Source organism: Klebsiella ornithinolytica NBRC 105727 = ATCC 31898 (genome assembly GCF_001598295.1).
Classification (GTDB): domain Bacteria; phylum Pseudomonadota; class Gammaproteobacteria; order Enterobacterales; family Enterobacteriaceae; genus Klebsiella; species Klebsiella ornithinolytica.
The window spans coordinates 242204-267337 of the sequence record NZ_BCYR01000005.1 but is presented as its reverse complement, the minus strand read 5'-3'; the positions used below and the strand labels follow the sequence as shown (position 1 = coordinate 267337).

The 25134-nt window shown below is 51.4% G+C and carries 21 protein-coding genes and 3 pseudogenes; 6 read left to right on the top strand and 18 right to left on the bottom strand.

Going from position 1 to position 25134, the window contains the following annotated elements; genetic code table 11:
• Positions 1–72: 72 nt before the first annotated feature.
• From potD to potA, 4 genes are read right to left on the bottom strand one after another with little or no spacing between them, the layout of a single operon-like run.
• Entirely contained in the window at positions 73–1119 is a 1047-nt protein-coding gene (gene potD / locus ROR01S_RS12815; RefSeq protein WP_004860611.1) for a spermidine/putrescine ABC transporter substrate-binding protein PotD, read from the bottom strand.
• Positions 1116–1901, bottom strand: a complete 786-nt coding sequence (potC, locus tag ROR01S_RS12810; RefSeq protein WP_004860615.1) for a spermidine/putrescine ABC transporter permease PotC — start codon at positions 1899–1901, stop codon at positions 1116–1118. Before potC ends, potD begins: the two co-directional genes overlap by 4 nt.
• On the bottom strand, positions 1898–2755 hold the full coding sequence (gene potB / locus ROR01S_RS12805) for a spermidine/putrescine ABC transporter permease PotB (protein ID WP_004860619.1): 858 nt from the start codon (positions 2753–2755) through the stop codon (positions 1898–1900). Before potB ends, potC begins: the two co-directional genes overlap by 4 nt.
• Positions 2739–3857, bottom strand: a complete 1119-nt coding sequence (potA, locus tag ROR01S_RS12800; RefSeq protein ID WP_064357164.1) for a spermidine/putrescine ABC transporter ATP-binding protein PotA — start codon at positions 3855–3857, stop codon at positions 2739–2741. The genes potB and potA overlap by 17 nt, the downstream gene beginning before the upstream one ends.
• Before the next feature lie 274 nt (positions 3858–4131).
• Here potA and pepT point away from each other — a divergent pair, with 274 nt between their 5' ends.
• Positions 4132–5361 carry a peptidase T gene (gene pepT, locus ROR01S_RS12795; RefSeq protein ID WP_004860623.1) on the top strand — a complete coding sequence of 410 codons (1230 nt, stop codon included), beginning with the start codon at positions 4132–4134 and terminating at the stop codon, positions 5359–5361.
• 299 nt (positions 5362–5660) lie between these two features.
• On the opposite strand, the gene ROR01S_RS12790 is transcribed toward pepT, so the two are convergent.
• The 8 genes from ROR01S_RS12790 to rluE all read right to left on the bottom strand — a co-directional run bounded on the left by ROR01S_RS12790 (position 5661) and on the right by rluE (position 14104).
• Positions 5661–6782 (bottom strand): ribosomal protein uL16 3-hydroxylase, encoded by a 1122-nt coding sequence (locus ROR01S_RS12790; RefSeq protein ID WP_004860624.1) that lies wholly within the window; start codon positions 6780–6782, stop codon positions 5661–5663.
• Between the two features lie 124 nt (positions 6783–6906).
• Positions 6907–8373, bottom strand: a complete 1467-nt coding sequence (phoQ, locus tag ROR01S_RS12785) for a two-component system sensor histidine kinase PhoQ (protein ID WP_032717229.1) — start codon at positions 8371–8373, stop codon at positions 6907–6909.
• A complete protein-coding gene (gene phoP, locus ROR01S_RS12780; RefSeq protein ID WP_004860631.1) occupies positions 8370–9044 on the bottom strand; it encodes a two-component system response regulator PhoP in 675 nt (224 codons plus the stop codon). The genes phoQ and phoP overlap by 4 nt, the downstream gene beginning before the upstream one ends.
• Positions 9045–9736: 692 nt before the next feature.
• Entirely contained in the window at positions 9737–11107 is a 1371-nt protein-coding gene (gene purB, locus ROR01S_RS12775; RefSeq protein ID WP_004860634.1) for an adenylosuccinate lyase, read from the bottom strand.
• 3 nt (positions 11108–11110) lie between these two features.
• Entirely contained in the window at positions 11111–11752 is a 642-nt protein-coding gene (gene hflD, locus ROR01S_RS12770; RefSeq protein ID WP_004860640.1) for a high frequency lysogenization protein HflD, read from the bottom strand.
• A 59-nt stretch (positions 11753–11811) separates the two neighbouring features.
• Complete coding sequence (mnmA, locus tag ROR01S_RS12765; protein ID WP_015584630.1) at positions 11812–12918, bottom strand: tRNA 2-thiouridine(34) synthase MnmA; 1107 nt, start codon at positions 12916–12918, stop codon at positions 11812–11814.
• A gap of 56 nt (positions 12919–12974) precedes the next feature.
• On the bottom strand, positions 12975–13433 hold the full coding sequence (locus tag ROR01S_RS12760) for an NUDIX hydrolase (protein WP_004860645.1): 459 nt from the start codon (positions 13431–13433) through the stop codon (positions 12975–12977).
• A gap of 20 nt (positions 13434–13453) precedes the next feature.
• Positions 13454–14104, bottom strand: a complete 651-nt coding sequence (gene rluE / locus ROR01S_RS12755) for a 23S rRNA pseudouridine(2457) synthase RluE (protein ID WP_064359550.1) — start codon at positions 14102–14104, stop codon at positions 13454–13456.
• Positions 14105–14337: 233 nt separating this feature from the next.
• Between rluE and icd the strand changes: the two genes are divergently transcribed.
• Positions 14338–15588 carry an NADP-dependent isocitrate dehydrogenase gene (gene icd, locus ROR01S_RS12750; RefSeq protein ID WP_004860652.1) on the top strand — a complete coding sequence of 417 codons (1251 nt, stop codon included), beginning with the start codon at positions 14338–14340 and terminating at the stop codon, positions 15586–15588.
• A 100-nt stretch (positions 15589–15688) separates the two neighbouring features.
• Here the strand turns inward: icd and ROR01S_RS26165 are convergent.
• The 3 genes and pseudogenes from ROR01S_RS26165 to ROR01S_RS12740 form a co-directional block, all read right to left on the bottom strand.
• A pseudogene (locus ROR01S_RS26165) lies at positions 15689–15808 on the bottom strand (integrase); the annotation flags it as partial.
• A gap of 53 nt (positions 15809–15861) precedes the next feature.
• Positions 15862–17859 (bottom strand): GDSL-type esterase/lipase family protein, encoded by a 1998-nt coding sequence (locus ROR01S_RS12745; RefSeq protein WP_155728887.1) that lies wholly within the window; start codon positions 17857–17859, stop codon positions 15862–15864.
• A 251-nt stretch (positions 17860–18110) separates the two neighbouring features.
• A pseudogene (locus tag ROR01S_RS12740) lies at positions 18111–18494 on the bottom strand (hypothetical protein); the annotation flags it as partial.
• Between the two features lie 89 nt (positions 18495–18583).
• Here ROR01S_RS12740 and ROR01S_RS12735 point away from each other — a divergent pair.
• The 3 genes and pseudogenes from ROR01S_RS12735 to ROR01S_RS26160 all read left to right on the top strand — a co-directional run bounded on the left by ROR01S_RS12735 (position 18584) and on the right by ROR01S_RS26160 (position 20380).
• Positions 18584–19132 (top strand): annotated as a pseudogene (locus ROR01S_RS12735) (recombinase family protein).
• A 158-nt stretch (positions 19133–19290) separates the two neighbouring features.
• On the top strand, positions 19291–19908 hold the full coding sequence (locus ROR01S_RS27085) for a hypothetical protein (RefSeq protein ID WP_088884049.1): 618 nt from the start codon (positions 19291–19293) through the stop codon (positions 19906–19908).
• Entirely contained in the window at positions 19901–20380 is a 480-nt protein-coding gene (locus ROR01S_RS26160) for an NUDIX hydrolase (RefSeq protein ID WP_073972301.1), read from the top strand. The genes ROR01S_RS27085 and ROR01S_RS26160 overlap by 8 nt, the downstream gene beginning before the upstream one ends.
• Before the next feature lie 542 nt (positions 20381–20922).
• Here ROR01S_RS26160 and ROR01S_RS12725 read toward each other — a convergent pair.
• Together ROR01S_RS12725 and ROR01S_RS27080 are read right to left on the bottom strand one after the other, a co-directional pair.
• Positions 20923–21540: a helix-turn-helix transcriptional regulator gene (locus tag ROR01S_RS12725; protein ID WP_064359547.1), complete on the bottom strand. Its 618-nt coding sequence runs from the start codon at positions 21538–21540 to the stop codon at positions 20923–20925.
• An 85-nt stretch (positions 21541–21625) separates the two neighbouring features.
• On the bottom strand, positions 21626–21871 hold the full coding sequence (locus tag ROR01S_RS27080; RefSeq protein ID WP_126509804.1) for a hypothetical protein: 246 nt from the start codon (positions 21869–21871) through the stop codon (positions 21626–21628).
• 586 nt (positions 21872–22457) lie between these two features.
• Here ROR01S_RS27080 and ROR01S_RS12715 point away from each other — a divergent pair.
• Positions 22458–23723 carry a Y-family DNA polymerase gene (locus ROR01S_RS12715; protein ID WP_064359546.1) on the top strand — a complete coding sequence of 422 codons (1266 nt, stop codon included), beginning with the start codon at positions 22458–22460 and terminating at the stop codon, positions 23721–23723.
• Between the two features lie 231 nt (positions 23724–23954).
• On the opposite strand, the gene ROR01S_RS27250 is transcribed toward ROR01S_RS12715, so the two are convergent.
• Positions 23955–25067, bottom strand: a complete 1113-nt coding sequence (locus ROR01S_RS27250) for a PIN domain-containing protein (RefSeq protein WP_162268836.1) — start codon at positions 25065–25067, stop codon at positions 23955–23957.
• Between the last annotated feature and the right edge of the window lie 67 nt (positions 25068–25134).

Below are 25134 nucleotides of genomic sequence, written 5' to 3'. Positions count from 1 at the left end.
GAGGAAAAGTGTAGCTGAGCCACGCAGAGAGAGGACAAAAAAACGGCGGAGCCGGGGCTCCGCCTGACGGGATTAACGGCCCGCTTTTAGCTTCTGATAATACTCTTCATACAGGGTGCTGGCGCTGCCGACATCGTTTTGCCATTCGCCTTTGGCGATGGTGTCGGCATCCGGGTAGAGTGACTTATCATTGGCGACTTCCGGGCTGAGCATTTTACGCGCGGCGAGGTTTGGCGTCGGGTAGCCGATGGTTTCCGCCACCTGTTTTGCCACTTCCGGGCGCAGCAGGAAGTTAATCAGCTTGAGCGCGCCGTCGACGTTTTTCGCATTCGCCGGAATCGCCAGGCTATCCATCCAGAAGATCCCGCCTTCTTTCGGCCAGACGACCTCGAGCGGCGTGCCTGACTGGCGGGCAACCCATGCCGAACCGTTCCACACCATGCCGAGATTCACTTCGCCTTCCATATAGGGGTTGGCCGGGTTATCGGAGTTAAACGCCGCCACGTTAGGCATCAGTTTTTTCAGCTCGTTGTAGGCGGCTTCAATCTCTTTCGGGTCGGTAGTATTGCCGGAATAGCCCAGCTTACGTAAGGCAACCTGGAACACTTCCCGCGCATCGTCGGTCAGCAGCAGGCTGCTCTTATACTCTGGTTTCCACAGGTCGGCCCAGCTGGTGACGGTTTTCGGGTCGATAGCATCGCTATTGACGCCAATGGCCGTAGCGCCCCAGATGTAGGGAATGGAATAATCGTTGCCCGGATCGAACGGTTTATTCAGCATCTGCGGATCGAGGTTATTGAAGTGAGTCAGCTTGCTCTTATCGATCTTCTGCAACATGCCTTCTTTACGCATCTTGTCGACGAAATAGGTGGAAGGCACCACCAGATCGTACGCCCCGTCTTTATAGGTTTTGAGTTTGGCATACATGGTTTCATTCGACTCGTAAGTGGAATAGATAACCTTGATGCCGGTCTCTTTGGTGAACTGCTCCAGCAGACCCGGCGGCACATACTCGGTCCAGTTATAGAAATAGAGCGTTTTGCTGTCGTCCGCATGCGCGGCGCTGATACCCATTACCAGAGCGCCCGCTGCGAGCAGGTGGCGTGACCATTTTTTCATTTTAACGTCCCCTGAGTTTTATCACGTGCAATCAATTGGCTGGCGATGACCATCACCAGCGACAGAACTAACAGAATCGTCGCCAGGGCGTTCACTTCCGGCGATACGCCCACTTTGACCATCGAGTAGATCTTCAGTGGCAGGATCTCGTAACCCGGGCCGGTTACGAATGACGATACCACCACATCATCCATCGATAGCGTAAAGCTCAACAGCCATCCGGCGGCCACGGCAGGCAGCGCCAGCGGCAGAAGAATTTTACGCAGAATGGTCAACTCGCTGGCGCCCAGATCTTTCGCCGCCTCCAGCATCCGCACATCAAAACCTTTGAGACGCGAATAGACCGTCACCACCACGAAAGGCAGGCAGAAGGTGATGTGCGAAAACAGCAGCGACCAGAACCCGAGCTGGATGCCGATCAGCATAAACAGCACCAGCAGGGAGATGGCCATGACGATATCCGGCGACATCATCACCACGAACAGCATCCCGCTGACGAACGGTTTACCACGAAAACGATAGCGATACAGCGCGACGGCGGTCAGCGAGCCGATCAGCGTCGCAAAGGTGGCCGATAGCACCGCCATGGTCAGCGAGTGCTGTGCTGCCTGCAGCAGGCTATCGTTGTTCATCAACAGGCTATACCACCGGGTGGTGAAGCCCTGCCAGTTAATACCAAAGCGCGAACTGTTAAACGAGTTGACGATCAGAATAATGATCGGAATATAAAGGTAAGCATAAATGGCGGTCATAAAGCCGCCGCGCAGCAGTCGACCGATCATTCGAGCTCCACCTTCTTATTCAACAGACGCGCCGCGCGCCAGTAAATTAACAGCATCAGGCCCATAACCAGCGTCAGAGTAATGCTGGTTGCGGCGCCAAACGGCCAGTCGCGGATATTCAGGAACTGACTCTTGATAACGTTACCGATCAACAGGTTTTTAGCGCCGCCCATCAGATCCGAGACGTAGAACAGCCCCATCGCCGGCAGCATCACCAGCAGGCAGCCGGCAATAATGCCCGGCATCGTCAGTGGAATAATGATGCGGATAAAGGTTTGCAGCTTGCTGGCGCCCAGATCCCTTGCCGCTTCCAGCAGAGGACGATCCAGCTTCTCAATACTGGAGTAGAGCGGCATCACCATAAACGGCAGCAGAATATAGACCAGTCCGATGATGACCGCGGACGGGGTGTACATGATGCGCAGCGGCGTATCAATCACCCCCAGCCACAGCAGAAACTCGTTGAGATACCCTTTGGTGCTGAGGAATATTTTCAGCCCGTAGATACGGATCAATGAGTTGGTCCAGAACGGCACGATCAGCAGAAACAGCAGCAGCGGACGCACTTTTTCCGGCAGCCTGGCCAGAAACCAGGCGAAAGGATAGCCGAGCGCCAGGCAGGCCAGGGTCGCCAGCAGCGCCATATTGAGCGAGTGCAGCAGCACGTCGTAATAGAGCGGATCCAGCAGGCGCGTGTAGTTATCCAGCGTGAAGACCAGCTTGACGAAACTGGCGTCGTCGCGGGTCAAAAAACTGGTACCGATGATCATCAGGTTGGGCAGGAACACAAACAGCACAAGCCAACCCACGATAGTGGCGATCACCACATTCTGGAATTTACTTGTGTTCTTCATCTGCCAGCACAACCTCCCAGCTTTCTACCCAGTTAATGGCCATTTTCTGGTCAAGCGGGTGGTCAAAGTCCGGATCGTCTTCGTTAAAGAATTCACTGACCATCACCATTTTGCCATTTTCCAGTTCGACAACCGACTCCAGCGTCATGCCTTTGTAGTTGCGCTCGCGGATGTAGCCGATCAGTCCGTCGGCATCGCTGCCGTCGTGGACTTCATCGACGCGCAGATCTTCCGGGCGCAGCAGAACGTTCAGCCGCTGGCCCCGCTTGACGGGGAAGTTGACGTAGATATTGCATTCACGGCCTTCAACACTGGCGCGGACGCGCTGCTCGTCAAGGCGTTCAATGACCGTTGCATTAAACAGATTAATCTCGCCGATAAAACTGGCGACGAACAGGTTTTTCGGCTCTTCGTAGATTTCACGCGGCGTGCCGTCCTGCTCGATTTTCCCATCGCGCATGACCACGATGCGGTCGGACATGGTCAGGGCCTCTTCCTGATCGTGGGTGACGAAGACGAAGGTGATGCCAAGCTTACGCTGCAGCGCCTTCAGCTCGTTTTGCATCTGTTTACGCAGCTTGTAATCCAGCGCCGACAGGGACTCATCCAGCAGCAGCAGGCGCGGTTTGTTGACCACTGCCCGGGCGATAGCCACCCGCTGCTGCTGGCCGCCGGAGAGCTGATGCGGTTTGCGTTGGGCAAACTCCTCCAGCTGGACCATGCGTAGCGCATCGAGGACGCGAGGCGTGATTTCCGCCGCCGGCGTTTTCTGCATCCGCAGACCGAAGGCGACGTTTTCGAATACGCTCATATGGGGAAACAGAGCGTAGCTTTGAAAGACGGTATTGACGTGGCGGTTTTCCGCCGGAACATGAGTGATGTCCTGATCTTCGAGATGAATTCGCCCGCTGTCGACGTTTTCAAGCCCGGCAATAAGACGAAGAACGGTGGTTTTACCGCAGCCAGAGGGGCCAAGCAGGGTGAGAAACTCACCGTTGTTGATGGTCAGATTCAGATCTGAGATAACCGTTTTTCCATCAAAGCTTTTGCGAATTCCCGCCAGTTGCACCAGCGGCGAAAGCGAACGCGGTTGTATATTCAATTTTTAACTCTGTCCCATGTAGACGCAGCGGACGATTGACCGTTGCGGGGTTTGTGGTTAACCACCTTTGCGGTTGCGCATAATAAACGAGGGCAAGCATTCTACGGCAATCGCTTGCGATCGCCAATGCCTGTCTCATATGGATGCACGACCTTTACAACAATACGTCGGTTCATGTATTAAATTTTTATTTGCCGGGCTAAAAATGACCTGACGCAATATTTGTCTTTTCGGGCTTATGAATAATGTTGTCACAAAAGATGAGGGTGGCTACATGGATAAATTGCTTGAGCGTTTTTTACAGTACGTTTCTCTGGACACACAGTCGAAGCCTGGCGTGCGTCAGGTTCCAAGCACGGAAGGTCAGTGGAAGCTGTTACGCCTGCTGCAGGCGCAGCTGGAAGAGATGGGACTGGTTAATGTAACGCTAAGTGAGAAAGGGACGGTGATGGGAACCCTTCCGGCCAACGTTGCCGGCGCTATTCCGCCCATTGGCTTTATTTCCCACGTCGACACGGCGCCGGACTTCAGCGGCAAAAACGTAAACCCGCAAATCGTTGAAAACTACCGTGGCGGTGATATCGCTCTCGGGATTGGCGATGAAGTGCTTTCCCCGGTGATGTTCCCGGTACTGCACCAGCTGCTCGGGCAAACGCTGATCACCACCGATGGCAAAACGCTGCTTGGCGCCGATGACAAGGCCGGTATTGCCGAGATAATGACCGCGCTGGCGACGCTGAAGGCGAAAAACATTCCTCACGGCGATATTCGCGTGGCCTTCACGCCGGATGAAGAGGTCGGGAAAGGGGCGAAGCATTTTGACGTCGCCGCGTTTGACGCCCGCTGGGCCTATACCGTCGACGGCGGTGGCGTGGGCGAGCTGGAGTTTGAAAACTTCAACGCCGCGTCGGTGACCATTAAGATCGTGGGCAATAATGTCCATCCGGGCACCGCAAAAGGGGTGATGGTGAATGCGCTGTCGCTGGCGGCACGGATTCATGCGGAAATCCCTGCCGACGAGGTGCCGGAAACCACCGAAGGCTACGAAGGTTTTTACCATCTGGCGAGCATGAAAGGCAGCGTTGACCGGGCCGAAATGCACTACATCATTCGCGACTTTGACCGTAAGCAGTTCGAGGCCCGCAAGCGCAAAATGATGGAAATTGCCAAAAAGGTCGGTAAGGGGCTGCATCCGGATTGCTATATTGAGCTGGTGATTGAAGACAGCTATTACAATATGCATGAAAAAGTGATGTCGCACCCGCACGTCGTCGAGATTGCCCGCCAGGCGATGGTGGATTGCGATATTGAACCGCAAATGAAGCCAATTCGCGGCGGTACCGACGGTGCGCAGCTCTCCTTTATGGGACTCCCCTGTCCGAACCTGTTTACCGGCGGCTATAACTATCACGGCAAGCATGAATTCGTCACGCTGGAGGGGATGGAGAAGGCGGTTCAGGTGATTGTGCGCATCGCGGAGCTGACGGCAAAACGCGGCGTCTGATCGCGGAGAGCCGCCGGATAGCGCGGCACTTATCCGGGCTATACGTCCGGTAAGGCGCGAGCCGCCACCGGGTAATACATGCGGTGCGATACACCATTCCGGCGCCCGGTCCGTAGGCCCGGTAAGGCGTGAGCCGCCACCGGGCAATATATGCGGAGCGATACACCATTCCGGCGCCCGGTCCGTAGGCCCGGTAAGGCGCGAGCCGCCACCGGGCAATATATGCGGAGCGATACACCATTCCGGTGCCCGGTCCGTAGGCCCGGTAAGGCGTGAGCCGCCACCGGGCATCGCGCGGTTTAGTCCTCGAAGAACCAGTAGCCGCAGTTGACCAGCGCAGCCAGCATCGCGAGGAACGACGGGTCTTCCAGCGCATCGCCAAAATGTTCCGCGTTAAGCGACAGATGCGTTGCCAGCGCGTCCAGCGCCGGACGGTGCGGCGAATTAATTTTCTCGCCGTTGACGAACACCTCGCCATCGATACGCAGCACGCGTAGCCCGCCCAGCCGCACCAGGCGATCGCCCTGTTGCAGCGCGTCGTAAATCTCATCAGGCTGATACGGCGGCTCGGCAGGAGCCACGTCCAGCTCGTGGCGGGACTGGGTGATAAACTCGCCAAACCACTGCTTAAAATGCTCTGGCTGGTTAATCAACCCCAGCATCATATCGCGCAGGCGGTCGAGTTCAGCCGGCAGAATATCCGCCGGGTGATCGCGGGAAGGCACATCCGGATCGGCATAGCGCTGGCTGCCCAGTTCACGCTGCAGAATATAGTCGGCAAAGCCGCTGAACAGCTCGCGGGCATTTGGCGCGCGATAGCCCACCGAATAGTTGAGCGAGTTTTCCAGGGAATAACCCTCATGCGGGAATCCCGGCGGAATATAGAGAATATCGCCCGGCTCCATCTCTTCATCAATGATGGCGTCGAACGGATCCACCTGCAGCAGGTCCGGATGTGGACAATGCTGCTTCATCGGGACTTTATCGCCCACGCGCCAGCGACGCCGGCCGGTTCCCTGGATGATAAACACGTCGTACTGATCGAGATGGGGACCTACGCCGCCGCCGGGCACGGAGAAAGAGATCATCAGATCATCAATACGCCAGTCGGGGAGCGCGCGGAAGGGCTGCATCAGCGCGGCCGTCGGCTCGTGCCAGTTATTCACCGCCTGTACCAGCAGCGACCAGTTGTTTTCGCTCAGGTGATCGTAGCTTTCGAAAGGGCCATGGCTGACCTGCCATTTCCCGTCCTGGTGGCTGACCAGGCGGCTATCGACTTCGCTTTCCATCGCCAGCCCGGCCAGTTCATCCGGGCTAATGGGATCGACGAAATTAGCGAAGCCGCGCTTGAGGACTACCGGGCGTTTTTGCCAGTAGCGTTCGATAAAGTCAGGCCAGTTGAGCGTTAATTGATAATCCATTTTATTTATTCCACAGCAGGTGTCTGTCTGGGATTATACACGCCATGCTTCAAACTGCCTCTTTGTTGACGGCGATTGTGCTTCGCAGTCACAGAGTTTGCCCAGGCGCGGGAAGCGGGGCGGTTCAGCTTTCCGTATCGTCGGGCAGCTGGCGGCCGAAAACGACCTCCATGCAGGCTCCGCCGAGCAGACTTTCGCCGGTGAGAATGTCGCCATCGTATTGCTCAACGATCTCCCGGGCGACGGAAAGTCCTACGCCCTGGCCTGGTCGCAGCGTATCGGCTCGTTGCCCGCGATCGAATACGGCAGTCCGCTGGTTCAGCGGGATACCGGGGCCATCATCTTCCACCAGAATATGCAGGTGGTTGTCGTTGGTCTGACGCACGGAAACTTCGACAAATTCCAGGCAGTATTTGCAGGCGTTATCCAGCACGTTGCCCATCACTTCCATAAAATCATTCTGTTCGCCGACAAAGCTGATCTCCGGAGAGATATCGAGACTGATATTGACCCCTTTGCGCTGGTAAACCTTGTTCAGCGCCGAGGTCAACTTGTCGAGCAGCGGCGCAATGGGGTGCAGTTCGCGGCTGAGCAGGGTACCGCCGCTGCGCATACTGGCGCGATGCAGGTAGTAGCCAATTTGCTGTGAGATGCGGCTGATCTGCTCCAGCATGATCGGTTCTGCTTCATTGAGGTCAATCTTCTCGCCGCGTAAAGAACGCAGGGTGCTTTGCAGCACGGCCAGCGGCGTTTTCAGACTATGGGTCAGATCGGTCAGCGTGGTGCGATATTTGTCGTAGCGCTCGCGCTCGCTTGTCAGTAGCCGGTTAAGGTTGCTGACCAGTCGGGTCAGTTCGCGGGTGGTATTCGGATTGAGCATTTCGCGGTGATGCTCTTCCAGCTCGCGGACCTCTTTTGCCAGCGACTCGATGGGGCGTAGGCTCCACCAGGCCGCCACCCAAAGCAGCGGGATCACCAGCAGCAGGTTGGCAACCAGCACATAGATAAACCAGCTCCAGACCATATAAGAGCGTTTCAGTTCGACAGGAATGGTGTCGATCACCACGATGCTCAGCTGCGGCAGCTTATCGGTTGCCGGGTAGATATTGATCGCCACCGAGTGGGTCATTTCGGAACCATCATCCTGCTGGCGAAGAGCGTCCAGCTCCTCCTGGAACTGATGATTGTTGCGCAGCAGCATGCTACTGCTGTCAACGTCGGACTCGATTTCGTGGAAGCCGTTTCTTTTCAGCCATTCAGGTTGAATGCGTTTTGCCAGCCAGCCGACATCGCGCTGCATCCACAGCAGTTTGCCTTTGGCATCGTATATCAATGTCACCGTCGGGCTCTGCATGTTGAGGTTTTCGGGGATATCCACGTCGATATGGTTGTTTTCCCACTTTGCCAGCATATAGAACAGGTTACTTTCGCCGCGCAGCAGGCGGAAGGTGGTTTTATCAAAGCTGACGCTGTAGCCCACCAGCGCAACCATGCCGTAGGCCAGCGAAAGCACCAGCACCACTGCCGCCGTCGCCAGCAGAAAACGAACGCGTAAAGAAAGCGGCAAAATATGCCGGAGCGGGCTTTTCATTCGCGTAGTTCAAATAAATAGCCCTGGCCGCGCACGGTCGTAATGACGTCATGCGGATGCTGAGTCTGAATTTTTTTCCGCAGCCGTCCCATCAGTACGTCGATGGTGTGACTTTCGCGCAGTTCAGCATCGGGGTAGAGCTGGAGCATTAACGAATCTTTGCTGACGACTTTGCCACGGTTACGGATCAGCGTTTCCATAATGGTGTATTCAAATGCGGTCAGCTTGATGGGCTGTTCGTTAATCGATAGCTCGCGGCGTGACAGGTCAACCTGGAAAGGCGGCAGAGAAATAACCTGTGACGCCAGGCCGCTGTTGCGACGCAGTAGCGCCTGCATGCGCGCCGCGACCTCTTCAATATGGAACGGTTTGGTGACGTAGTCGTCCGCCCCGGCGCTCAGCACCTCGACTTTATCCTGCCAGCCTTCACGGGCGGTCAACACTAGTACCGGAACCGACACGTCATGACTGCGCCAGCGGCGAATCAGTGAAAGACCGTCTTCATCGGGCAGACCCAGATCGACAATGGCGATATCCGGCACGTGCTCACCCAGATAGTAATCGGCTTCCTTTGCATCTTCTGCTGCGTCCACCTGATGGCCTAATTCCTGGAGCTGAACTTTCAGGTGATGGCGCAGTAAAGCGTTATCCTCAACGACGAGTACGCGCATGCCTTTTCTCCCGTTTATTTTGGTTTCGAATAGTGTAGCGCTGAATAGATATACTGAATTTAAACGGCTGTAAATGAAAGGCTTGCGATGTAACTTCGCCAGCCGTTCTGCTTTCTGGCCTGCCACGCCGGTAGAGAGAGGGCGGTAGCGCCAGCGCCCGATATACATCCGGCAAGAGAAGGGGCATATCGTGGGCATATATTGGCAAGTTTATCCTCCTGTTGCCAGCCCGACGAACATTGTGTGGATAAAATGGTGGGGCTGCCCGGGAAGAGTATCCCGGCGCAGAGCGTTCAGGGATGAGACTGAGTGGGTTGGAACCGGCTTCCTGATGCTAACAACATGTTTAATCTTAGTTTTCTTTTCTTCAGCTTTGGCTGAAAATCCCGCCAGAAACGGCCGACAAAGAGCAACTACAAAAAATCCGCATCGTATCAGCGATGACGACGGAGCTCTCAGCAGCGCGCAGGTGAAGGAGAGGGGGAAACTCAGGCTGGGTTAAGAGACGATGAAATGGAAAGCGGCGCGACGATGGAGGATGTGACGAAAAAAGCAAACTCAGGCGGGTGACGGGGGGATTTATCGCCCTGACGACGTCATGACAAATTGATGGCCGGAATAATTCCCGGCCATCTGTTTCTCTGCATTCACTCACTCTTCGCCGATTCCCGCAGGAAGGCGAGACCAGGCGATTACTTCAGTTCGTCAACCATAGTCGTCGCGCGACCGATGTAGTTAGCCGGCGTCATGGCTTTCAGGCGAACCTTCTCGTCTTCCGGCAGCGGCAGGCTGTCGATGAACTGTTGCATCCCTTCCGCGTCCACGCGCTTACCGCGGGTCAGCTCTTTCAGCTTCTCGTACGGTTTTTCGATGCCGTAGCGGCGCATCACGGTCTGGATCGGCTCAGCCAGCACTTCCCAGTTATGATCCAGCTCGTCCAGCAGGCGATCGCCGTTCAGCTCCAGTTTGCTGACGCCTTTAAGGGTCGACTGGTAAGCAATCAGCGCATAGCCGATACCCACACCGAGGTTACGCAGTACGGTTGAATCGGTCAGGTCGCGCTGCCAGCGGGAAACCGGCAGTTTGCTCGCCAGATGCTGCATCATGGCGTTAGCCAGGCCGAGGTTACCTTCGGAGTTTTCGAAATCGATCGGATTCACTTTATGCGGCATGGTGGATGAACCGATTTCACCGGCGATCGTCTTCTGCTTGAAGTGGTTCAGCGCGATGTAGCCCCACACGTCGCGATCGAAGTCGATCAGGATGGTGTTGAAGCGGGCGATGCAGTCGAAGAGCTCGGCAATATAGTCATGCGGCTCAATCTGCGTGGTGTACGGGTTCCACTGAATGCCCAGCGAGGTAACAAACTCTTCGCTAAACTGGTGCCAGTCCACTTCCGGATACGCCGCGATGTGGGCGTTATAGTTACCCACCGCGCCATTGATTTTGCCCAGAATTTCTACCTGGTTCAGCTGACGATACTGACGCTCCATACGGTAAGCGACGTTAGCCATCTCTTTACCCATTGTGGACGGCGTGGCCGGCTGACCGTGAGTACGGGACAGCAGCGGTACATCGCGATACTGAACCGCCAGGTCTTTCACCGCGTCGATAAGCTTGCGCCAGTACGGCAGAACCACCTCATCGCGCGCGGTTTTCAGCATCAGCGCGTGGGAGAGGTTGTTAATGTCTTCGGAGGTGCAGGCGAAGTGGATGAATTCGGATACCGCATGCAGTTCAGCGATATCGGCCACTTTTTCCTTGAGGAAATACTCTACCGCTTTCACATCGTGGTTGGTGGTACGTTCGATGGTTTTGATGCGCTGCGCATCTTCAACGCTGAAGTCGGCAACGATTTTATCAAGGAAACCGTTTGCGTCGGCAGCAAAAGCAGGAACTTCCTTGATCGCTGCGTGCGCGGCTAACTTCTGCAGCCAACGTACTTCAACTTGTACACGGAATTTCAGCAAACCGAATTCGCTGAAGATACCGCGCAGCGCGCTGACTTTATCGCCGTAGCGTCCATCGACAGGGGAAACGGCGGTCAGTGAGGATAATTCCATAGATCACAACTCCGGGGTTAAATGAGCAAGAATTTGTTTTGCCTGGTTAACCAGACGATTACGAGAAAACATGAGCTGCATGCGCCCGCCGCCCACCTGATGCCAGAGCACGGCGGCACGAATGCCTGCCAGCAGGGAGGCGCGGACCTTGGCCTGAACCTGCGGGCTTTGCAACACGGCCGGTGAGCCGGTCACCTGAATACGCGGACCAAGTGGACTGATGACGTCAACATAGATGCCCGCCATGGCGCTGAGCAGCGTTTCAGACTGCAGGTCGAAATGTTCCAGCTGACGGCGCAGACCGGCGATGCGGTTGCCAAGGGTATCCATCGCCCCTTTGCTGCCGTCAAGCTTACGCTCGAGCACCATCAGGCTTAACGTGTAGCGGGTCAGCTCGGCATTGAGGCCCTGGCGACTGCCGCTGTTGAGCACGCCAAGCAGCGTTTCCAGCCCGAGGCGAAGATTGGCTTCACTACCACCGAACACCGCCAGCGTTGAATCCGGGTTGAGATCGATGATGCTGTTCAGCGAAACGTGCAGGGCATCGCTGTCGCAATGGCCCTGGTGCGCCAGCTGCTGAACCAGACGGGCGGCCTGGCAGATGCCCGCCAGCGCCAACGTGATGTCATAATAATTCTTCGCCACACCTACTCCTTGTAAACCGTCGGGGAGGGTTTTGTCTCACCGGCGGTAAAAACTGTCTGTCAGGACTGCAGCGGCAGACGCTGCTCGATCACGCCGCCGCCGAGGCACACTTCGCCAAGATAGAAGACCGCCGACTGGCCCGGCGTCACCGCCGCAACCGGTTCGTCAAACAGCACTTCGATGCGCTCGTTATCCAGCGCGTTCACGGTGCACGGGATATCGGTCTGGCGATAGCGGGTCTTCACCGTGCAGCGCAGAGTGCCTGTAACCGGTTCGCGATCGACCCAGTGCAGCTGTTGGGCAATCAGGCCCCTGGACATCAGACGCGGGTGGTCGTGGCCTTGAGCTACGACCAGAATATTGTTTTCGACGTCTTTATCAACCACGTACCACGGGTCTTCGCTGCCTTCTTTGGTGCCGCCGATGCCGAGGCCTTTACGCTGGCCAAGGGTATGGTACATCAGACCCTGATGCTCACCGATTTCGTCGCCGTCAACGGTGACGATTTTGCCCGGCTGAGCAGGAAGGTAGCGCCCGAGGAACTCGCGGAATTTACGTTCACCGATAAAGCAGATCCCGGTAGAGTCTTTTTTCTTCGCGGTGATCAGGTCGAGATCTTCCGCGATCTTGCGCACCTGCGGCTTTTCCAGCTCGCCAACCGGGAACAGGCTCTGGGCAATCTGCTCATGGCTGAGGGTGTACAGGAAGTAGCTCTGATCTTTGTTGCCGTCCAGGCCGCGCAGCAGCTGGCTTTTACCGTTGACATCGGCACGGCGCACGTAGTGACCGGTCGCAATATAGTCGGCGCCCAGATCTTCTGCGGCGAACTCCAGGAAGGCTTTAAATTTGATTTCTTTGTTGCACAGAATGTCCGGGTTCGGCGTGCGCCCGGCTTTGTATTCGGCCAGGAACAGTTCAAACACGTTGTCCCAGTACTCTGCGGCAAAGTTAACGGTATGAAGCTCAATCCCGAGCTTATCGCAGACGGCTTGCGCGTCGGCGAGGTCGGCAGCGGCGGTGCAGTATTCCTCACCATCGTCTTCCTCCCAGTTCTTCATGAACAGGCCTTCTACCTTATAACCTTGCTGAAGCAGCAACCAGGCAGAAACAGAGGAGTCGACGCCGCCGGACATGCCGACGATCACTTTTTTTTGGCTTTCTGACATTGGAATATTCACCACATTGAACTTCAAGGCGGCATATTCTAGCACGCACGAGCGGCTCAGGCACCCCCCAGGAGCGGCCAGTTAAAGGCACCAATTAATGACAGCGGATAGCGCGGGTCCTGTTGATAGCTGCGGATGCTTTCGGCAACCAGCTGAGAGCGCAGATTTGATGCCGTCAGAATCTCTTGCGCACTCAGCCACAGGCAGCGGTCGATATCGCTGTCATGCGGCTGTGTGGCGCACGTATCGTTAAGTTCGATGGCGAACAGGAAGCGTAAAAACGGCGTATTGTCCGGCGCAATCCACTGATGCATGCGGATAAAATGCTGTGGCGTGGCGCGAATGCCGGTCTCTTCCCACAGCTCTCGTTCGGCGGCCTGCACCAGCGTTTCATCTGCTTCGAGGTGTCCTGCCGGCTGATTCCACAGCGCTTTGCCGTTGATGGTTTCCTCAACGATCAGAAATTTGTCTTTCGCGTGTACGACGCAGGCGACGGTGACGTGCGGTTTAAACATACTTCCCGTTCCTTGTGTGATTAGCCGACCTGGCGCCACTCGCCGTTGGCCAGTCCGTCGAGAGTATAGCCGCCCATGGCGTAACGAATAAGCCGCAGCGTGGGGTAACCTACGTGAGCGGTCATGCGTCGCACCTGGCGGTTGCGTCCTTCATAAAGGGTGATTTTCAGCCAGCTGGTGGGTATGGATTTGCGTTCGCGGATAGGCGGGTTGCGCGGCCACAGCCAGTCCGGTTCAGCGACCCGCTCAATACCTGCGGGCAGGGTAGGACCATCGTTGAGCGTGATGCCGGCGCGCAGCGAGGCCAGCGCATCTTCTGTTGGCAGGCCTTCAACCTGAACGTAGTAAATTTTACCGGTGCGCTTGCCGGGTTGAGTCAGCGTAGCCTGCAGCGCGCCATCGTTGGTCAGCACCAGCAAGCCTTCGCTATCGCGGTCAAGACGACCCGCGGCGTAGACCCCGGAGACGGAAATAAAATCTTTCAGCGTGCTGCGCCCGGCTTCGTCCGTAAACTGCGGCAACACATCGTAGGGTTTATTGAACAAGATCACGCGTTTTGGCGCGTGTTCTTTGCGTTGTCTGGCGACTTGTTGTGAGCTGAATCGCTCAACGCGATGTTTTCTAAATGAAGTTTTCTGCATGGTATTTTCAGGTCCTGACAATTGCCGCATTATAGCCTAATTACGAATGCCTTTCATGGACGCAAACATTCAGGTAGTATTGACATGCTCATCACAATTTTTTAACAAAAATATTGCTCAAACTGATTCGCGCTACTAGAAGGCGGCACGGACGCGAATCTCCGGTTAGCGGGATGACCCGGTGGCGGAGTGGGCGGATAAAGCCAACGCTCGGTTAGTGTGAAAAGGAAGAGCAGAACCAGAAGCGCTCGAAGGAGAGGTTAATGGAAAGCAAAGTAGTAGTTCCGGCGGAAGGTCAAAAAATCACCCTGCAAGATGGCAAACTGAATGTCCCTAACAACCCGATCATCCCGTTTATCGAGGGTGATGGTATCGGTGTTGACGTGACTCCGGCGATGCTGAAAGTGGTGGATGCCGCCGTTGAGAAAGCCTATAAAGGCGAGCGTAAAATTTCCTGGATGGAAATTTACACCGGCGAAAAATCGACCCAGGTGTATGGCCAGGACGTCTGGCTGCCTGCCGAAACTCTTGATCTGATTCGTGACTATCGTGTTGCTATCAAAGGCCCTCTGACGACGCCAGTTGGCGGCGGTATTCGTTCTCTGAACGTAGCGCTGCGCCAGGAGCTGGACCTCTACGTCTGCCTGCGCCCGGTTCGTTACTACCAGGGTACTCCGAGCCCGGTTAAACACCCTGAGCTGACCGACATGGTTATCTTCCGTGAAAACTCCGAAGACATCTATGCGGGCATCGAGTGGAAAGCGGACTCTGCTGAAGCAGAAAAAGTGATCAAATTCCTGCGCGATGAGATGGGCGTGAAGAAAATTCGCTTCCCGGAACATTGCGGTATCGGTATCAAGCCGTGCTCTGAAGAAGGCACCAAGCGCCTGGTTCGCGCGGCGATGGAATACGCTATCACCAACGATCGCGATTCGCTGACCCTGGTACACAAAGGCAACATCATGAAGTTCACCGAAGGCGCGTTTAAAGACTGGGGCTACCAGCTGATCCGCGAAGAGTTCGGTGGCGAGCTGATTGACGGCGGCCCGTGGCAGAAGGTTAAAAACCCGAATACCGGTAAAGAGATCATTATCAAAGACGTGATCGCCGATGCTTTCCTGCAGCAGATCCTGCTGCGTCCGGCGGAGTATGACGTCATTGCCTGTATGAACCTGAACGGCGACTACATCTCCGATGCTCTGGCAGCGCAGGTTGGCGGTATCGGTATCGCACCGGGCGCGAACATCGGTGACGAATGCGCGCTGTTCGAAGCGACCCACGGCACAGCACCGAAATATGCTGGTCAGGATAAGGTGAACCCGGGTTCTATCATTCTGTCCGCTGAGATGATGCTGCGCCATATGCAGTGGTTCGAAGCCGCAGACCTGATTGTTAAAGGCACCGAAGGCGCTATCGCCGCTAAGACCGTGACCTATGACTTTGAACGTCTGATGGAAGGCGCTAAACTGCTGAAATGTAGCGAGTTTGGCGACGCGATCATCGCGAACATGTAATCAGCCATCGCTGATTAAAGACAGAAGGGAGCCTGGTGGCTCCCTTTTTTACGATCGTTCAAAAACTTTCCCCAAAATCCTCCCCGAAACTGGCTGAAAATCATACGGTTTTTTGACCTACAACGAGCCAGTCTTTACCCCGGTTATCGTTGTATTTATCCGTCATTTTTTTGGATTTGTACCCCAATAATTTCTGAGTATCTATACCTTGTTCCCGGTATCCTCATCATGGATGATCCGATTTTCAGGCAGGGAAAAGAGGACAATATCGGGTTAAGAAATTTTTCCAATACATCCCATGCACGCCCGGCTGAACTGTTCAGACCAGAAACATCTGGAAACACCAGGAGTTTTCTTAGAGTATGGACTGTGCGCAAAGACGCACACAGCAATAATGTCATTTAGTATTTTTTCCCCGGTGTGCCTCCGGGGGCTTTTTTTTACCTGTTTGTTAAAGCACGAAAAACAGCATCTTTGATTAGATAACCACCTGTTGCTGGATCCGGGTGGATGCCATCCTCGGCAAACCAGGAGTGAATCGAGCCATAAGCATAATCTGCCGGATTTTCTCCAAAAATGTTCTGCAGATTGATAAATGCGCAGTTCAGCAGCCACTTTTTTGGCCCGCTTCGCCATTGCCACCATTGAAACAGGGTTATCCGTTCGCTCATTCTCACATGGCATAACAAACAGAATGTCAGAACCAGGCAACGTCGCACGGATACGGGCAATAAACGACCGCAGGTTTGCTTCAAATGTTGATGCTCCGCCGGTGATACGCTGATCGTTTGTTCCGGTGAGGATAATGACGGTATCAAGAGCTAACTCGGTTAGTGCGGCGGCGAATGCCACAGAGTCCATACTCAGCCAGCTCGCTAGGCTGGAGCCCGAGGCGCCTAATTTGTGGACACGAACGCCTGCGCCGGTAGCCAGGCAGTTAAGTCCACACAATGAAACCGTTCCGGATACAACTTCGATGTTCAGCACGTTCGACGCGTTCACCACTGAAGGCGGGTTGATATTGGTAAACAGCAACTCACTACCCTGTACGTTGAGCGTCGTCCACGCACCACCGTCCCAGTTATACCGAATAACGCCGTCAGCCGTACCCACGTAACCCAGACGGCAGGTTGACCAACCGCCGTCTGAAGTGCCAGGTACCGTGGCCTTCAACGCATCCCCTGGTGTAGAGGACGTAACTACGGCAGTATCAGGGCTGGAGTTCGTGGGGTTTTTAGTCCCGCTGTAACTGAATAACCAGTTACCAGTCCAGGTGAACAACGTTTTCAATACGTCCGAACTGCCAGGAGAAAACACGTTAGCGTTGATTATGCTTTCTGAGGTGGCATGTCTTCCAAGCGACGTCCATCCAACCCCCGATCCAGCGCCATACTTTGCTCTCAACGCCTTCGCTAATGGCTGTGAAAACCGGTTTGGCTGTGTTGGCCAGGAGTCGCCAAAGATACCGACGGTTAGAATGGTTGATGCTCCTGATTCCAGCTGGCTTAGCTTCATGCGACCAACACGGATTTGATACGCGCGCTCAACGTAATCCGATACGGTGTCGATCTGGGTCGCCGGGAGCAGCGACGGGTCTAGCTGGAGAGCGTACGGCTGATGGGGCGTTGCCTCGCCACCCTTTTCGAACTGCATCGTATCTATAACCGAGTTAGCAACTGACATCCTGATATAAGCAGCGCCTTCCGGAATTGTCAGGGTTCGTGCGGTTGTTGGTATACCCTGCGCTGCCGTGCCCTTAATGTAGGTTTTATTAGAATCATAGTACGCAGTCTGGTGGGAATAGCTCTGCGTATACTGATTACCCGCCACTACCGGAATAAAATCAGATGCGGAATACGAGACGTTAGCAATGAGATTTCCGGTTGTAGAGTTTACGTAATAGCCCGCGGTCACCGCTGCTTTATCGAACAGATTTACACCCGGAACAAAAAAGGCAGCTTTTTCTACTGTCACCGCTTTTTTCTGTATCGCATCGGTCGAAACCGCTCCCGTGCTGAGAGGGACGGGATAAGGAGAAAGAGGACGGCCAGGAACGACCAGGTTAGCGGAGGAGCTTGCAGTAATTACGAACACCGCGGACAGCTCAACCAGTCCAGCATTAGCCGTATTTTCCACCCGGATATCTAACCTGACTGCCCCGGCGGGAATAGACAACGTGTTTGTAAAACTGTTCACGCCCGTCGCAGTGGCATATTGCAATCCCTGTGTGCCAATCTGTGTACCAGAGGCATCCCTGAAAACATAAGCCACGCGACCGCCTACGTTGCCATACCATGCAGTAACCCGCGTACTGATTACATCTCCCTCCTTCAAACCGCAATCAGCAAGCCATGCCGTTCTCGCTGCCACCCCCCCGCCACAATGGCCGGGAACCCCATCCTTGAATTTGTGTTCGCCGCTGCTGTGATTGACCCCAGAGGAATATGTGTTTTCCCACCGAGCGAAGGGTAAAGAAGAAGCAATTCGCAGAGCGGATCAAACAACACATTAAGACCGCCGAAAACTGCCCTGAAAATGGCATCCACGGTCTGCTGGGAGGGCATTTTTCGGCCGGTTGGCTGTAGCGTTCCGGCGTTATTGATAACCTTAACTGCGAGCGCACTGTCTTCCGGGCTGCGGTAATACGTGGTCGACCCCACCGGTATATTCGCGATATCCGCCTGCGCCGCCGCCAGCGTCTGGTATTGCTTGCTGAGCGGGATAAGGTTCTGCCTGACCTCATCGTTTTTCGCCATCATCTGGCGCCAGGTTTCCAGCGGTTTCCCTCCTCGGTCATCGACCGTCGCCTCTGGCCCGTTCACCAGCCGATCGGCCCGTTTAACGTTATCCAGGAAAATTTCAGGCGTGGTTGTTCCCAGCGGCGGATTCAGTTCATCTGCTGCCATGTTTTTGCTCCAAAAGTCATTTCGCCTAAACGAGGGTTTGTGCGAAAGGCAGGAGTTTTTTACAATCAACTATTTCAATGGGTTACGTTATGCTGATTGGTTATGCACGGGTGTCCACCGGGGATCAGAACCTCGATTTACAGAAAAACGCACTGATTCGCTCAGAATGTGAGCTGATTTTCGAAGATACAGCGAGCGGGAAGAATGCCCGGCGCCCGGGATTAAAGCGCGCGCTGCGGCGACTCCGCCCGGGTGATGTGCTGGTGGTCTGGAAACTGGATCGGCTGGGGCGCAGCGTGCGGGATTTAATCACGTTGGTGTCAGAGCTGCAGGCGCGTGGGGTGAACTTTCGAAGCCTGACCGATAGCATCGATACCAGTACGGCAGCCGACCGCTTCTTCTTTCACGTCATGAGCGCCCTAGCAGAGATGGAACGAGAGCTGATCGTCGAGCGTACCCGTGCCGGCTTAGTTGCGGCGAGGGAGCAGGGGAGAGTCGGCGGCCGCTGACGGGTCATGACCCCAAAAGTCATTGAGCGATGCCGCAGAATGCTGGATACGGGAGCAAACCGGCAGCAGATAGCAGATGTCATCGGAGTAGGGGTAAAGACTATTTATAAATATTTTCCTGCCCAATAAAGAGGCTCACCTGCGAACTGTTTGTGAAGTTTGCAGGTGGTTAACTAGCTTTCTTATGTATAGTATGTTGAAGACACTGAACTTTTAATGTGACATTAAGCGGCAGTGGTATAGAATTATCTAAACTGGACATAACATGTTTATAAATAGGGGGGGTGATGTCAGTCTCTAAAGATTTTCTGCTTTCTGTATATGAGCGGTGCAATGAACATTTGAAAGAACAGTCGACCAAACGCGATCAGGCGATAGCTTTTTATCTGGTTGTTATATCCTTTTATTTTGGGTCATACTCAGCAATTAGTAAGTTACTGGTAAGTCCATACTCCCCTATTTTTTTTAATGTGGTTATATGTCTGATTAGTGGCATGACAATCAGAACGTTGTCTGGTTTACGTTCTTGGCATATGCAATATGCTAACTCGGCGTTAGTGCTTAATAAGGTAATATCGAAAAACATCTTCGAATTAGATGCTCTTAATTTAGAGGTTAAGTCTTTTTTCTCTAAGAAAGAAAAAGAATATCATGAAATGTCGCTTGCTAAAATGTTCTCTGGTATTGAAAATCGAGTCATTTTGGGGATGACGTTTATTTCCGGATTTCCGGTTGTGATGTTAGTTAAAGAGGTTATGTCTTTACTCAAAGTAAGCAATAAAGAAATCATAGTGTTAGTTGAGTGTGCGTTTTACCTGGCATATGTTGTATATTATTTCTACAATACTATAATGATAATTCGTGAGTCAGCAAATCATAAAACTTGGATTGTGAATTTTGAATAAAATCATTCTTGAAAATCATTATTTAACAGTGTTAACTAATGAGTCTGGGCACTTGCGCATAATCCAAAAACATGGAGGGGCTGTTGTTATCCCTGAGTGTAATGGGAGATATGCATTGATCCAACATTCAAGAGATGGGACTGATCTCATTGAATTTCCAAGAGGGTTTATTGAAAGTGGTGAATCTCACATAGATGGTGCCGAAAGGGAGCTTAAAGAAGAATTAAATTTTTCTTCGATAAGTAGTTATATATTAGGTGAGTTGGTTACTGATTCAGGATTAATTAATGACAATGTAAGAGCAGTTGTTTGTGAAGTAAGAGACCCATCACAACTATCACTGCAATCAAGCGAAGGTGTTATGGGGTGTCACTTTTATACTTATGACGAAATTATTTCATTGGTAAAGGATGGAAGGATTAAAGATAATTTTACTCTGGCATCCTTGATGTTGTTGCAAGCAAAGCGATAATAGTTGTTAATACTATTTTCTTCAATTGTCGTTACGATTTTCTAAATTACATCATGCGCGTTTAAGCCATTGTACGCTGAGTAGCCTGGAAGCTCGCCTGCGAACCGTATGCAAGAGCTCGCAGGTGAGCAATGGCTACATTGGCAGAATGTAGCCATTGGATATTTTACCGTTGTCCGCTTTGAGAAAGCATTACAGACATTTCTCAAAAGAAGTTATAGCCAATCTTTTACACCGATTCACACCGCGGTCAGACTGACCTGACCTGACCTGACCTGACCTGACCTGACCTGACCTGACCTGACCTGACCTGACCTGACCTGACCTGACCTGACCTGACCTGTCTCTGCGTAGAAGGCGGTTGTCGCCAGTTGCCAACTGAACGTTAACAGGTATCCTGATATAAAATCCGGATCCTTCATTACATCGAAGGTTATTATGTTTGCAGGCTGTGTGTAGTGTGCTTGTTTTCATATTACTTAACCCTGATTTTGTGCATAAGAAGAGCTAATAAATTTGTAATGGTTGATAGTATGAGTGAGTTATTTTTTCTTTTTTAATAAATTGGCGAATTCATTAAACTCATGTTTGTTGGTTATATGAAACTTGTTCATTATGTTTTTTTTGTGAGAAAATATGGTTTTATAATTTATGCCTAATTCTTCTGATATGTCAGTTGTATCAAAACCCATGCTTGTAGCATATAATATTTTAAGCTGAAATGAAGTTGCTGTTTTGAATTTACAGTTTAGGCATTTATGTATTTTATCTATCTTGGGTTCAGACATATTTTTATCTTTGCTTAATCTAATGTTTTTTAGTATCTTGTTTTTTATACTGATAACATCATCTTGGTTGTGAAGGAATATTGAACTATTAATACAGTTCGGAAGAGCGCTTTTTGAAATGTTGTTTTTTTGTGAGTGGAAAATAAAGATGGTTGTTTTGTTTATTTTTTTGTTTAATGCTTCGTGACATAAGAAAAACTCTCCTGCCACCATTTCTGTGAAAATAATATCTGCATTATCGACTTTGTTTAAGTTATAGTGAAAATGAAAGTTGATATTTTCAAAATCTGCTGCTATTTCATTTAATAAACTAATTATAGCAAGATTAATGTAATTGTTTTTTAAATTTAATACAACGATGTTACTGATCATTTTGCGTTCACAGGTGATAGGTTTTTATTATATGACAGTATTAACCAGACCTATTGGGTTAATGATGTGTTGTAATTAAGATATTTCACATTTTGTTTACTTGCAATAGATAAATTAAAAATGAGCTTGCAACTGGTTTTTGTAAGAAAAATCCTAATTTATCGAATTTTGATATGGTAGAGCATGTTTTTATATTTAAGAAATGCAAATAAGCAGCAAGGTTATTGGCATAATTTGGAATGCTGTCAGATGTTGTCCCATCATCATTAGCACAAGCTCGGCCTCCTAAATTATTAGGTTCGCAGTCAGACGCATATGAAAGTTTGGCCATGCAAAGATAGCCACTGCCGTCGTGGATGGGTAAAGATGATTTATTGTGGGATGAAGATGCCCAACAGCGAGTCGCATGCAAGCAAGTCACTATGGTGGCAGACCATAGCCAGGAAATATTATCCTGCGCTGCTGGCAAAACCATCAATCAGTTCAGAGCAGAAACCACTTTAGGACTTACCTGACTCAATACATCAATATGTTACGGCAGTGGCGATAATTGATAGCTGTAACCAATATTGACCGGGCGGATCGATAAAACTGCTGTATATGTAAACAGTATTTATCGGAGGCCACTATGCTCCATTCTGAACCAATTTATGCAGCTAGCGGCATAAGCCAGCACGCGATGTTTATCGATACACAGCGCGGAATTGCGGTTGTTGAGCGCTCATCATCACCCATCGCTACTGCGGTTTGGCTCGTTTCGTTTTGTGGATGCCAGCAGTTCGCCCGCTTTCTCGGCGCGTGCTTATTACTGAAGATGGGGAGTCGATTAAAGGTGATGCGCTGGTAGATGTGGAGCTGATCGGTGTGGTTACGCACATAATCAATAAGCCTGGCTTTGATGACTGTCCGGTGGTGTGATGTTTGCGTTGTGCGATGTGAATTCGTTTTATGCCTCGTGTGAGACCGTGTTTCGCCTGGACCTTAAGGGGCGGCCGGTGGTTGTCCGCAGCAACAATGATGGCTGCGTGATAGCACGTTCTGCTGAAGCAAAGCCGTTCGTGAAGATGGGGGTCCCATATTTTAAGCAGAAGGATATTTTCCGCCGGCATGGCGTGATCTGTTTCAGCAGTAACTACGAACTTTATGCAGATATGTCGAACCGTGTGATGACAACGCTCGAAGAACTATCCCCGCGGTGCGAAATTTACAGCATCGATGAAGCATTTTGCGATCTGACTGGAGTCCGTAACTGTCGTGATCTCACTGAGTTTGGCCGTGAGATTCGCGAGACGGTATTGAGCAGAACATATCTCACAGTTGGCGTCGGGATTGCTCAAACCAAAACACTGGCGAAGCTTGCAAACCACGTGGCGAAGAAGTGGCAACGGCAGACCGGTGGGGTAGTGGACCTGTCAAATTTCGAAAAACAGCGTAAATTAATTGCCGCACTGCCGGTTGATGAGGTCTGGGGTGTTGGGCGCCGTATCAGTAAAAAACTGGAAGCGATGGGTATCAAAACGGTGCTTCAGCTGGCGGATACCGATATCCGTTTTATCCGGAAGCATTTCAATGTGGTGCTGGAGCGAACCTTGCGGGAGTTGCGTGGCGAGCCTTGTCTTGGTCTGGAGGAGTTCGCGCCGGTAAAACAGGAAATCGTCTGTAGTCGGTCCTTCGGCGGGCGAATAACTGAATACCATGAGATGTGGCAGGCGATATGCAGTTATTCAACGCGCGCAGCGGAGAAACTCCGCAGTGAGCATCAGTATTGCCGGTTTATCTCCGCATTCGTCAAAACCAGTCTATTTGCACTGAATGAGCCTTATTACGGCAAGAGTACATCGGTTAAGTTGCTGGCACCGACCCAGGACAGTCGGGATATTATAACAGCAGCGATGCGTTGTCTGGATGCTGCCTGGAAAGAAGGCTACCGGTATCAAAAATCAGGAGTGATGCTTGGCGACTTCTACAGCCTGGGCGTGGCCCAGCTAAATCTGTTTGACGAGAATGCACCGCGACAAAATAGCGAAAAACTGATGGAAGTACTGGATCACCTCAATGCGAAGAACGGGAGAGGGGCTCTATATTTCGCAGGTCAAGGTATACAGACGGGATGGCAGATGAAGCGGGAAATGCTTTCACCTCGATACACTACAAGGTACTGCGACTTGCTTAAGGTAAGATGAGATTTAATACATATAATTAAGTACATCTGATTTGGTTTGGCCGTTATGAAAATACACTAGTGCGGTGCGGTATTGGAGTTACCAATTGATATTTACAGAGATGCCCTCATGGGATATTAATTTTTGTACAAGCTTGTTGAGGGGCATGCAACCAAAACTCTGCAAAGTTTATGTGTTACAGAATTTTGGTTGATAATTATTTTATTTAAATCAATCAGTAGTTAGGGTTTTCTAATGTTCATCGTCTTCGTCGAAATAATTATCAATACGACTAAGTAGTTCTCCATACTCTGCGTCTAAAACAATATAATTGTCATCTAAAGTGATATCAATAATTTCTGCATTCTCTCTTATACCATCGTGAAATCCTATTTCAATATTTAAATTCACCAATTCATTAAAGATAAGGCGAGATTTTGATTCAAATACAAACGCATAAGCTTTATCTTCAGGATCCCAAGGCGAACGTTCATAATCAGGAAAACGGAAGACTGCATCAATTGTCACAGCAGCTGATAACTCGTAGGTTGCTGAATCCCGAGAAACATCTGTAAGATTTGACGCTGTTAATTTAATGTCATTTAATTGGACTTCATCGATTTCAACATCTTGGCATTCATTACTTTCAGCAATAAACTCCATTTCATCAATGTGTTGTCGGATGGAATCAATGATGGTTGGACGTATTTTGTTAAAAACCCCATCAGCGAAAGCTACCATGTCTTCTAACGCCTCATCATTACGAAGGAGAAGGTCGATAAGGATTTGGATACTGCTAAGATGTATGAAATTTGGGTTCTGATTACAAGCGGAAATTAAATCATTATCTTCGCTGACGATGTAAACTTTATGGTTGCGATTTACTGCTATCTCGTTTACTGCTTCAAGTGTGAATGCGTCAGGGAATTCTTTCTTTTTACCAGGTTGATCAAATGGCGGGGCGTTAGTAAAATATTTTTCGAATACTAACAACGGGCTAACGTTGTTGGTGGTTATTTCTTCAACACCTACACTCCCTAAGAAATCTGAAAAACTAGCCAGGGCATCACTTGTGATATTTTCTAAATCAGGCGTGTTGAATAAGCTCTGCCCAATATTTTTTGGTGATGTTCTCAATATAGGGGCATGTTTTTTTTGGAAATTTTCAAGTTCCTTTAAAGCCCCTTCAACTTTTTTTTGTATATGTGCTTCGATTTCTTTTCGCGTTATGTCTGTAACAAGGACATGCACTTTACTATCGGATGCAAAAGACTGTAGTTTTTCAAGAATGTACAGGCCAAATTGAAAATGCTTTCGTTCGTAAGCTGATGTATCGATATAAACAAGGCGAGTTATTAGTTCCATAGGTATCTTCTTAGCACGGATTAGGAAAGAATTAATATAGTTAGTATCTATACGGTAATCAAAAAAT

What these genes read in the sequence shown, in the direction of transcription:
- potD (WP_004860611.1), bottom strand. Translation starts at nt 1,119, where the DNA reads ATGAAAAAATGGTCACGCCACCTGCTCGCAGCGGGCGCTCTGGTAATG.
- potC (WP_004860615.1), bottom strand. Translation starts at nt 1,901, where the DNA reads ATGATCGGTCGACTGCTGCGCGGCGGCTTTATGACCGCCATTTATGCT.
- potB (WP_004860619.1), bottom strand. Translation starts at nt 2,755, where the DNA reads ATGAAGAACACAAGTAAATTCCAGAATGTGGTGATCGCCACTATCGTG.
- pepT (WP_004860623.1), top strand. Translation starts at nt 4,132, where the DNA reads ATGGATAAATTGCTTGAGCGTTTTTTACAGTACGTTTCTCTGGACACA.
- ROR01S_RS12790 (WP_004860624.1), bottom strand. Translation starts at nt 6,782, where the DNA reads ATGGATTATCAATTAACGCTCAACTGGCCTGACTTTATCGAACGCTAC.
- phoQ (WP_032717229.1), bottom strand. Translation starts at nt 8,373, where the DNA reads ATGAAAAGCCCGCTCCGGCATATTTTGCCGCTTTCTTTACGCGTTCGT.
- phoP (WP_004860631.1), bottom strand. Translation starts at nt 9,044, where the DNA reads ATGCGCGTACTCGTCGTTGAGGATAACGCTTTACTGCGCCATCACCTG.
- purB (WP_004860634.1), bottom strand. Translation starts at nt 11,107, where the DNA reads ATGGAATTATCCTCACTGACCGCCGTTTCCCCTGTCGATGGACGCTAC.
- mnmA (WP_015584630.1), bottom strand. Translation starts at nt 12,918, where the DNA reads ATGTCAGAAAGCCAAAAAAAAGTGATCGTCGGCATGTCCGGCGGCGTC.
- ROR01S_RS12760 (WP_004860645.1), bottom strand. Translation starts at nt 13,433, where the DNA reads ATGTTTAAACCGCACGTCACCGTCGCCTGCGTCGTACACGCGAAAGAC.
- rluE (WP_064359550.1), bottom strand. Translation starts at nt 14,104, where the DNA reads ATGCGGCAATTGTCAGGACCTGAAAATACCATGCAGAAAACTTCATTT.
- icd (WP_004860652.1), top strand. Translation starts at nt 14,338, where the DNA reads ATGGAAAGCAAAGTAGTAGTTCCGGCGGAAGGTCAAAAAATCACCCTG.
- ROR01S_RS27085 (WP_088884049.1), top strand. Translation starts at nt 19,291, where the DNA reads ATGTCAGTCTCTAAAGATTTTCTGCTTTCTGTATATGAGCGGTGCAAT.
- ROR01S_RS12725 (WP_064359547.1), bottom strand. Translation starts at nt 21,540, where the DNA reads ATGATCAGTAACATCGTTGTATTAAATTTAAAAAACAATTACATTAAT.
- ROR01S_RS27080 (WP_126509804.1), bottom strand. Translation starts at nt 21,871, where the DNA reads ATGGCCAAACTTTCATATGCGTCTGACTGCGAACCTAATAATTTAGGA.
- ROR01S_RS12715 (WP_064359546.1), top strand. Translation starts at nt 22,458, where the DNA reads ATGTTTGCGTTGTGCGATGTGAATTCGTTTTATGCCTCGTGTGAGACC.
- ROR01S_RS27250 (WP_162268836.1), bottom strand. Translation starts at nt 25,067, where the DNA reads ATGGAACTAATAACTCGCCTTGTTTATATCGATACATCAGCTTACGAA.